At 58.2% G+C, this 8,911-nt stretch carries 8 protein-coding genes; 5 read left to right on the top strand and 3 right to left on the bottom strand.

What is annotated here, in order from left to right; translation table 11 throughout:
- Position 1 precedes the first annotated feature (1 nt).
- Positions 2 to 376: a barstar family protein gene (locus tag PseuLF5_RS04050; protein ID WP_340132984.1), complete on the top strand. Its 375-nt coding sequence runs from the start codon at positions 2 to 4 to the stop codon at positions 374 to 376.
- 185 nt (positions 377 to 561) lie between these two features.
- Here the strand turns inward: PseuLF5_RS04050 and PseuLF5_RS04045 are convergent, their stop codons facing one another.
- The 3 genes from PseuLF5_RS04045 to PseuLF5_RS04035 all read right to left on the bottom strand — a co-directional run bounded on the left by PseuLF5_RS04045 (position 562) and on the right by PseuLF5_RS04035 (position 2,378).
- Positions 562 to 837, bottom strand: coding sequence for a LysR substrate-binding domain-containing protein (locus tag PseuLF5_RS04045; protein ID WP_340133270.1), 276 nt, complete (start codon positions 835 to 837; stop codon positions 562 to 564).
- Between the two features lie 19 nt (positions 838 to 856).
- The gene (locus tag PseuLF5_RS04040; RefSeq protein WP_340133269.1) at positions 857 to 1,111 is read right to left on the bottom strand and encodes a hypothetical protein; all 255 of its coding nucleotides are present in this window, start codon (positions 1,109 to 1,111) and stop codon (positions 857 to 859) included.
- 352 nt (positions 1,112 to 1,463) lie between these two features.
- Positions 1,464 to 2,378 carry a LysR family transcriptional regulator gene (locus PseuLF5_RS04035; protein ID WP_123468563.1) on the bottom strand — a complete coding sequence of 305 codons (915 nt, stop codon included), beginning with the start codon at positions 2,376 to 2,378 and terminating at the stop codon, positions 1,464 to 1,466.
- Positions 2,379 to 2,648: 270 nt separating this feature from the next.
- On the opposite strand from PseuLF5_RS04035, the gene PseuLF5_RS04030 reads away from it, so the two are divergent.
- The 4 genes from PseuLF5_RS04030 to pgm all read left to right on the top strand — a co-directional run bounded on the left by PseuLF5_RS04030 (position 2,649) and on the right by pgm (position 8,887).
- Entirely contained in the window at positions 2,649 to 3,671 is a 1,023-nt protein-coding gene (locus PseuLF5_RS04030) for a zinc-dependent alcohol dehydrogenase family protein (protein WP_007914918.1), read from the top strand.
- A 550-nt stretch (positions 3,672 to 4,221) separates the two neighbouring features.
- Positions 4,222 to 5,688: a hypothetical protein gene (locus tag PseuLF5_RS04025; protein ID WP_267794814.1), complete on the top strand. Its 1,467-nt coding sequence runs from the start codon at positions 4,222 to 4,224 to the stop codon at positions 5,686 to 5,688.
- A gap of 49 nt (positions 5,689 to 5,737) precedes the next feature.
- Entirely contained in the window at positions 5,738 to 7,135 is a 1,398-nt protein-coding gene (locus PseuLF5_RS04020; protein ID WP_340132983.1) for an aminotransferase-like domain-containing protein, read from the top strand.
- A gap of 105 nt (positions 7,136 to 7,240) precedes the next feature.
- The gene (pgm, locus tag PseuLF5_RS04015; protein ID WP_322374491.1) at positions 7,241 to 8,887 is read left to right on the top strand and encodes a phosphoglucomutase (alpha-D-glucose-1,6-bisphosphate-dependent); all 1,647 of its coding nucleotides are present in this window, start codon (positions 7,241 to 7,243) and stop codon (positions 8,885 to 8,887) included.
- Positions 8,888 to 8,911 lie beyond the last annotated feature (24 nt).

Here is an 8,911-nt window from a genome sequence, read left to right as displayed (position 1 = left end):
AATGCTACCTTTCGTTTTTACAGAGCAGGCGCCTTCCTACGATTCGGCCAAGGTGTTTTATGTCAGGGTTGATCCTGGTATAGGCGTGGCGGATGAACTTATTAAGTCGTTGTATTATTTGCTTTGGTTTCCGGGGTATTTTGGTTTTAATTGGGACGCGTTATATGATTGCTTGAGGGATTTTGAGTGGATTCCCTGCCATAAGATAGTGGTCTTTCACGAGGCTTTACCTCCGTTAGATAGAAAGGCGCTGAAAATATATTTGGAGATTCTGCGTGATTCAGTGCTTGATTGGCGTGGTGATGATGCACATGAACTTGAAGTGGTTTTTCGCTGTTCTGATAAAGCGCTAATCGAGGATGTCCTGAAGGGGTAGATGCGAACTGTGGCGGCCTAATTTTTCAAGGGGAAATGGTCACTCCCACGCTGGAGCGTGGGAACGATCGCAAGCCCCTGTGTCGGTTACGCAAGCCGTCCCACCATAAACTCGATAAAACTGCGCGACTTCGGCGTCATCTGCTTGTCCAGCAGGTAGACCAAGTGCAGCGGTCGGTCCAGCGTTTAATGGTCCGGCAGCAGGTGAACCAGACGCCCATCCTTCAGGGCGTCCAGCACAAGTGTCTGCGGTAGCAGGGCGATACCGATGCCTTCCAGCGCCGCATTCATCAACGCCGTGCCGTTATTGGCCGACAGTTTTCCCTGCAAGCGTACGCTCTCGCTGCTCACGCCACGGAACAGCCACTCGCGCTGCGGCGTGGCCCGCAGGAACACCAGGCAGTTGTGCTGGCTGGAATCCGTGGCGTGCCGTGGGCTGCCAGGTACGCCGGCGAGGCGCAGGCGATGCGACGGTTCTTGCTCAGCAGACGTCCACCAACCAGCTTTCAGCCGCAGACAGTCCGGTACGTGGTTCCTGTTGCTCGGGTAGCTTGAATGAGAGCACGTGGGTCAAATTGGAGCAGCCCCGGCAGTCGGACATCGACTCCATGACGTAGTAGTAAGGCGCTCTCACGCAAAATTCTGGTCCATGCCCCAGGTCCGCATGCTCTGTTACCGGCAGCCATTGAGCCAAGGGGCCGATGCCGACCCCCTCGGGGATGTACCAAGTCTTCAGGCTCGGATCCCAATTGGCACCGAGTGATTTGCTTCATCTTTCTCTGCGAAGGGGACTTTCAGCTTCACAAGCTACACCTGTGATATTAATTGCACAGGAGGTATCACTCGGTTGCTCACGCACTTGGGTAGAGGAGAGCGTCTTATTGACCTACCTTCACTCGGTGGTGTCTGGGAACAGCAGCGGGTGAGTTTTTTAGAGAGGGGGACTGTTGGACCTCATGCTGGGGGCATCCTTTTCAAACCATCAAAGCGTGCCCTCAGATATGCCCCCAATGTAGCAATTCTCTCTGAAGTGGCCATGGTCTATGAAAAGGCAGAAATGATTAGCTGAATAGCCTGCCAGACGACCCCTAGAGACTATCCGGATCGCCAAAGAACATCTGAATCCGCGACCGCAGCCAACGCTCACCCGGATCATTATCCTGCGACCCGCGCCACGCCATGTGCAGCTCGAACGTGCGCGTCGGCAACGGCGGATCTTCCGCTCGCACGCCACCCGCCGCGGTCAGCGCTTCAGCGGTGTAGTCCGGCACGGTGGCAACGATGTCGGTTCCCGCCAGCAACGTACTTAGCCCGTTGAACTGCGGCACAGCCAGTACCACATGGCGTTTGCGGCCGAGCTTCTCCAGTTCTTCATCAATAAAGCCACTGAGGTCACCGGCGAACGACACCAGCGCATGGGGCCGCGCGCAGTAGTCGTCGAGGCTTAACGGGCCCGGCACGGTGTCGGCACGCAACAGCTTCGGCTGGCTGCGACGCAGGACCTTGCGCTTGGCGTTGGCCGGCAGGTCGGTGGTGTAGCTGACGCCGATGGAGATTTCGCCGGAGGCCAGCAGGCCGGGCATCAGGATGTAGTTGACCCGACGCACCACCAGCACGATGCCGGGTGCTTCGGCGCGCAGGCGCTTGAGCAGCATCGGCAGCAGGGCGAACTCGACATCGTCGGACAAACCGATGCGAAACACCGAGGTACTGGTGGCCGGGTCGAATTCCGCCGCGCGGCTGACGGCAGTCGAAATCGAGTCGAGGGCGGGCGAGAGCAGGGCGAAGATTTCCACCGCACGGGCGGACGGCTCCATGCTTCGGCCGGTGCGCACGAACAATGGATCATCGAACAGGCTGCGCAGGCGCGAAAGCGCCGCACTGATCGCTGGCTGGCCGAGGAACAATTTCTCGGCGGCACGGGTCACACTGCGTTCGTGCATCAATGTTTCGAATACGATCAACAGGTTCAGGTCGACACGACGCAGGTCATTACGATTCATCTGGAGTCCTGGCAGAGTCATCAAGCTTGACGAGGGCAGCCATATGAGAACAATGGCCGGCATGAATCTTACGGGGAAAGGCTGGTACTCTGCACCGGAAAATTCAGCTTTACTCAGGCGATGGCAGCAGTTTTTTCATGGATTTCGCCGATGCCGTCCATACTGCGGAATCAATGACAGGCATGTCGACTATTAATAGCCACTGATAGTCTTGGGTCGAAAGCCCAGATAGAGTTCGTGGCATTAGAGGTTAATTTGACGAGGTTTGCGATGTCCCGCACGATCCGTTTTCACAAGTTTGGTCCGGCCGAGGTGCTCAAATGCGAAGAGCATGCGGCCGCTCAGCCAGGTCCTGGCGAAGTGCAGGTGCGTGTCGAGGCGATCGGCATCAGCTGGTACGACACACTCTGGCGTCAGAATCTGGCCTCGTCCCAGGCACGCCTGCCCTCAGGCCTTGGCCATGAAATGGCCGGCGTGGTGACGGCCGTCGGCGCCGATGTCGAAGACCTGTCCGTCGGCGACAAGGTGGCCAGCTTCCCGGCCGAAAGCCCGAACGATTATCCGGTCTACGGCGAGTCGATCGTGCTGCCGCGCACCGCGCTGACCCGTTATCCCGATGTGCTCAGCCCGATCGAAGCCAGTGTGCATTACACGCCGCTGTTGATCGCTTATTTTGCCTACGCCGATCTGGCACGGGTCAAACCCGGGCAGTTTGCCTTGGTGACTGACGCCAGCCATTGTGCGGGACCGTCCTTTGTACAGTTGGGCAAGGCGATGGGGGTGCGGGTCATTGCCGCCACCAAAGAGGCGGAAGAGCGCGAGTATCTGCTGTCCCTTGGTGCGGAGAAGGTGATCGTGACCGAGGAAGAAGATCTGTTGATGCGCATCAACAAGATCACTGACAACCGTGGCGTCGATGTGGTTTTCGATGGCCTGGGCGGGCCACAGATGTCGCTGCTTGGCGATGTGCTGGCACCGCGTGGCAGCCTGGTGTTGTACGGCCTGCAGGGCGGTAACCAGACACCGTTTCCGGCGTGTGCGGCGTTCCAGAAGAACATCCAGTTCTTCGTGCACTGCATCGGCAATTTCACCGGCAAGCCGGAATTGGGTATCACCCAGGATCACGTCGCCTTGCAGCGTGCCTTGCGTGACATCAACCAATTGACCGCTGATCGCGTGTTGTTGCCGCTCAAGACCCGTGTATTCCCGTTCAATGAGTTCGTAGAAGCACACCGTTACATGGACGAATGCCCATGCCGCGAGCGCGTCGCACTGCAAGTCGAACCGGCTTAAAGCCAACCCTCAGAGTCCGTGGCCCCACGGACTCTTCTGCGTGTACTTCCCCCTGAAAAGAACAGATATCCCCGGTAGCGTATCGGGGACGGATCGGCATCTGAACCGGTTTTTGTCCGCCATCTGTATCTTCTAATCCCGATATAAGCCCTGATAATTGAATGATTACTTTCATCTCAAGGAATGAGTCATGTCTGTGCATTCAATTTGTCCTGTGCAACATCAATCAGCAAGTGATTGTGCTTGCGCCGATTTCTGTTTAAGCGCTGTAGGCCTATTCGGAAACTGCTTCGTATTTTCTTGTACTCATTTTCCGTGGGACCTTGTGGGAAGTTTCCTAGGAATGTTTGGCTCTGATAAAAACCCTTTAAATACAGATGGTTAATGAATGTCAAAAGTTTATCTTGGGCATTTCGCTGTTCAAGTGTTTCAAATAACTACGAATTTGTAAGTGTTAGCATCTGAACGTCTATTACTTATTGATGAATTGTCGCGAGACTGATGTTTCAGTCGTTGCGACAGGAATCTTTTTGATACCGGGTAAATACCGATGAGCACGATCCATGATCAGGCAATGAATTATGTCTACCAGCAAGTATTGCAACGTTTGCTGAGCTTTTTCTCCCGCGCAGAGCGCACAGCATTGCAACTGCTGATTCAGCGCCTGGTGGTGGCCGCCGGCGGCATGGATAACATCGGTCATTTCAAGGTGCTGGTGAACCAGTCAGGTTCCCGTGATTGCTGCTATACACTGGCGCTTCTGCGGGCGGCGCAGTTGAGTATCGCCGGCCGAGCGCCCGCGACCTTCCAGTTGCGGGTCGCGACTTTGCGCTGGAATGGCTTCGGCCCCACGGCCCTGCAAAACATGCACCGCAGCTACGGCGCGCTGTTCCTCTACGACGATCCCAGGGTTGAACTGTTGATGGTGGATCACCGCGAGGTCCTGCCGTTCGATCATCAGGCATCGGTCAGCGACGGTGGACGTGAAGCACACCGTCTCAACCTGCTGCTGATCGGCCATCGTCGAAGTTTCAGTGAAGAACTCGAAATGTGGGATGACGCCTACCTGGCCACCGCCGAGTACTACGGCCAGATCGCCCGCTGGAACAACGGCGTCGACGCGATGATCGGTGGGGAATCGCCACGCCGACAGCAATACTTCCTCGACGGATTGAGTCGTGCGGTGCAAAAGGCCGCGATCGCCGGGCCTTTGGTGAATACCGCCGGATTCGAGACGCTGTTTCCGTTGCTCGACGGGTTGGGCGGCGATTATTACCGGGAGTTCTACACCGAAGAGGAGCGAACGGCCTGGCGTCCTGAAGGTCAGTTCGAAGCCTGTCGACGCACCGGTTTCGTCAATATCAACGACATGTTCGTCAGCAAGCTCGAAGAGCGTTGGCCGTTGCTCAGTGAGTTTCTGGGCTACCAGGCTGATGACCTGGCGCTGTATCACGGGGACGACGAATACGCCGAGCCAGTGGTGGCGGCTCATTTGCGCGGTCTGCAGGCGCAATTCATTGAGGCGCGAACCTATGAAGCCGGAATCAGCGAGCACCTGCAGAACAGGCTGATGGAGATGCGTCGCAAGCAGGTCCCCGAACCGGTCTGCGAGCAATGGCTCTCGATGTTCGACAGTTTGCAGGAGTCCGAACACCTGCGCATGCAGGCGCAAGCGTGGCTGTCGACGAATTTCGATCTGAATCAGATCCAGCTGACGTGCCTGATGTTTGCGCCTTTCATTGATAGCGGGGCCGGACTCGAGCGGTTCTTGCGCCATTGCCATCCCGGCATGCTGGTGGCGTTGCCGGATTTGCATCGGGCCATGCAGGGCCTGCATGCGCCGGAGCAGGTGCTGAAGTGGATGACCGATGTCAGCGGCTTGCCGGTCAGGCTGATCATCCGGCTCTACGCCATGGGGGCGATCAGTCTGCCAGCGCCCAGTGAGGCGGCAAGCCGCGAAGAGGGTGCGGGCGTGAACGACGCTGTGACAATTGTCGATCGGAAAGCGGAAGGCTGAACGTGAGCCATTTGTCAGGTTATCAATCGTTGCCCTCGGATACGGGGTCGTGAAAACGACGGGAAAAGATCACTTCGTTTATCAGGCGGTGTATCGCTACCTGACATTGCTGATCAGCGAAGCGGGCAGGAGTGCGACGTTGCGCTTGCCTTCCTTGCGGCAACTGGCGGACCGCCTGAATGTTTCGATCTCCACCGTTCAGTACGCCTATTCGCTGCTGGAGAAGGAGGGGCGAGTCTATTCGATCGCCAAGTCCGGGTATTACGCACAGGCGTCGATCACACCTGAGTCACCGGGCAGCGGCAGCGATTTGCTCGAGACCGTCTACGTCAACGCCCGGCGTCCGGGGATGTGCGTGTTGAGTGCCGACGATCCGGCATCGTTGCAGCCACTGGACAGCCCATTGCTGATGCTGGAGCGGGAGCTGTTGCGACAGTATCCGCGCCAGCCGCAATGGCAGGTTCAACCCTGTGGCGAACTGGAGCTGCGTACCGTCCTGGCCGCACGCTACACCTCGTCAACGGTGCATTGCTGGCAGGCGGATGACGTCTATATCGGCGCTGATTTGCGCGGCGTACTGGAAATTCTGATCGCGGTGCTCGGGTTGCGACGAACCACCGTGGTGATTGAGTCGCCGTGCGACTGGGTGATCCTGCGCCTGCTGGAAGCTGCTGAAGTTCACGTTATCGAACTGCCGATGCTGGCCGAAGGCGTGATTGACCTGCAACAACTGGAGTCGTTGCTCAACAGCGAACCGGTGCGCCTGGTGATTTTGTCGTCGGTGTTGAGCATGCCCCGGGGCAGCCTGATGCCGGACGTTCATCGGCGGGCCATTGCCCGCTTGCTGGGCGAACACGGCAGCTGGGTTCTGGAAAACGACTGCTATAGCGAACTCGATGACAGCGGCGACACCCCTCGCTTGCGTGATTATCTGGATCCCGATCGCCTGCTGGTGTTTTCCTCGTTCGAGAAGTTCATCGGCGCGGAGGCTCCATACGGGTTTGTCCTGTCACGACACTGGCGTAGCGAGCTACAGCGCCATTTCCTGTTGCGTGCGTTCCGCCTGTCGCCGATCCGCCAGAAGGCGATTGCCCGGCTCTTGAGTGGAGGGCGACTGGATCAGCATTTGACCGTACTGCGGCGACTGCTCAAGGAACGTCGAACCCACTTGATCCAGTTATTGCGCGAGCGCAGCGATGTGTTGCAGATCGTCGAGCCGCAAGGCGGGGCGACGGTGTGGGTCCGCTCGCTAAGGCCGGTCGACATGGGGGATGTGTTTCAACGGCTGCTCAAGCAGCAGATCATCATCGCCCCGGGCGAGCTGTTCAGCCTGCGGGGCTTGCATGCGCACCATCTGCGTCTGAGCCCGCTGAGCCATGGCGACCCCGACCTGACCAGTGTCGTCGGACTTTTGAGCGACGCCTTGCGACTGGCGCCCGGCGAATAACGTTAAAAAACATCGGGAGCGTTCCGGATACATCTGATCGCACTGCGGTCAAACTGCCAGTAAACTGCGCTGTATTCCTGAACCACTCTATTTCAGAGGTTTTGCATGACTCTCAGTCCTTTTGCGGGCAAACCGGCACCGGCAGAATTGTTGGTCGACATCCCGCGACTGGTAACGGCTTATTACACCGGCCAACCGGACGCTTCGATTTCCACGCAGCGTGTGGCGTTCGGAACATCCGGACACCGGGGCAGCTCCTTTGATTTGAGTTTTAACGAATGGCACGTTCTGGCCATCAGCCAGGCAATCTGCCTGTACCGTGAAGCGCAAGGGATCACTGGCCCGCTGTTTGTCGGCATCGACACTCACGCACTGTCGACCCCGGCCGGCGCGAGCGCGCTGGAAGTCCTGGCAGCCAACGGCGTGACGGTCATGATCGCCGAGGGCGATGAGTACACGCCGACGCCTGCCATTTCCCACGCCATTCTTTGCTACAACCGCGGGCGCACGTCGGGCCTGGCTGACGGTGTGGTCATTACGCCTTCGCACAACCCGCCACAAAGCGGCGGTTACAAATACAACCCGACCAATGGTGGCCCGGCCGATACCCATATCACCAAGTGGATCGAGGCCAAGGCCAACGAGTTGCTGGCCAACAAACTCGTTGGTGTGAAGCGCATCAGCTACGAGCAAGCGCTCAAGGCTGCCACAACTCACCGTCACGACTACGTGAACACCTACGTGGCCGACCTGATCAACGTGATCGACTTCGATGCCATTCGTGACGCCAAGCTGCGTCTGGGCGTTGATCCGCTGGGCGGCGCCGGAGTGCGCTACTGGTCGGCCATCGCCGAGCATTACCGTCTGGATCTCGAGGTGGTCAACAAGGAAGTCGATGCGACGTTCCGTTTCATGACCGTCGACTGGGACGGCCAGATTCGTATGGACCCGTCGTCCAGCCATGCCATGCAGGGCTTGATCGGCCTCAAGGAGCGTTTCGACGTCGCCTTCGCCTGCGATCCGGATCACGATCGTCACGGCATCGTTACGCCGTCCGGTGGCTTGCTCGCTCCGAACAACTATCTGGCGGTGTCCATCGACTATCTATTCCAGAACCGTCCGCAGTGGCGCGCGGATGCCGCCGTGGGTAAAACTGTGGTCAGCAGCGGTTTGATTGATCGCGTGGCCAAGCGTCTGGGTCGTCGTTTGTACGAAGTGCCGGTCGGGTTCAAATGGTTTGCCGACGGTCTGTTCGACGGTTCTCTGGGGTTTGGCGGGGAGGAGAGCGCCGGTGCGTCGTTCCTGCGCAAGGACGGTGGCGTGTGGAGTACCGACAAGGACGGTCTGATTCCAGCGCTGCTGGCCGCTGAAATGACCGCCCGAACCGGTCGCGACCCGAGCCAGGCCTATCGCGCGTTGACCGATGAGCTGGGCGAGCCGTTCGCGGTACGTGTCGATGCCAAGGCCAATCCGGAGCAGAAAGCGCTGCTGAGCAAGCTGTCGCCAGCGCAAGTGACCTCGACCGAACTGGCCGGCGAGAAGATCCAGAGCATCCTCAGTCATGCACCGGGCAACGACCAGGCCATTGGCGGTCTGAAGGTAATGACTGAAAACGGCTGGTTCGCGGCGCGTCCTTCGGGCACCGAAGACATCTACAAGATCTACGCCGAAAGCTTCATCAGCGATGACCACCTCAAGCAACTGGTGGCTGAAGCGCAGACCTTGGTGGATGGCGCCATTTCCGCCAAGTAACGCCACGCGTATGCGATGTGAGGG

It is taken from the genome of Pseudomonas sp. LF-5 (genome assembly GCF_037626295.1).
GTDB classification, from domain to species: Bacteria; Pseudomonadota; Gammaproteobacteria; order Pseudomonadales; family Pseudomonadaceae; genus Aquipseudomonas; species Aquipseudomonas monsensis.
This window is presented reverse-complemented; position numbering and strand designations above follow the sequence as displayed.

Coding starts and splice junctions, on each gene's coding strand:
- PseuLF5_RS04025 (WP_267794814.1), top strand. CDS start 4,222: ATGAGCACGATCCATGATCAGGCAATGAATTATGTCTACCAGCAAGTA.
- PseuLF5_RS04030 (WP_007914918.1), top strand. CDS start 2,649: ATGTCCCGCACGATCCGTTTTCACAAGTTTGGTCCGGCCGAGGTGCTC.
- PseuLF5_RS04035 (WP_123468563.1), bottom strand. CDS start 2,378: ATGAATCGTAATGACCTGCGTCGTGTCGACCTGAACCTGTTGATCGTA.
- PseuLF5_RS04050 (WP_340132984.1), top strand. CDS start 2: ATGCTACCTTTCGTTTTTACAGAGCAGGCGCCTTCCTACGATTCGGCC.
- pgm (WP_322374491.1), top strand. CDS start 7,241: ATGACTCTCAGTCCTTTTGCGGGCAAACCGGCACCGGCAGAATTGTTG.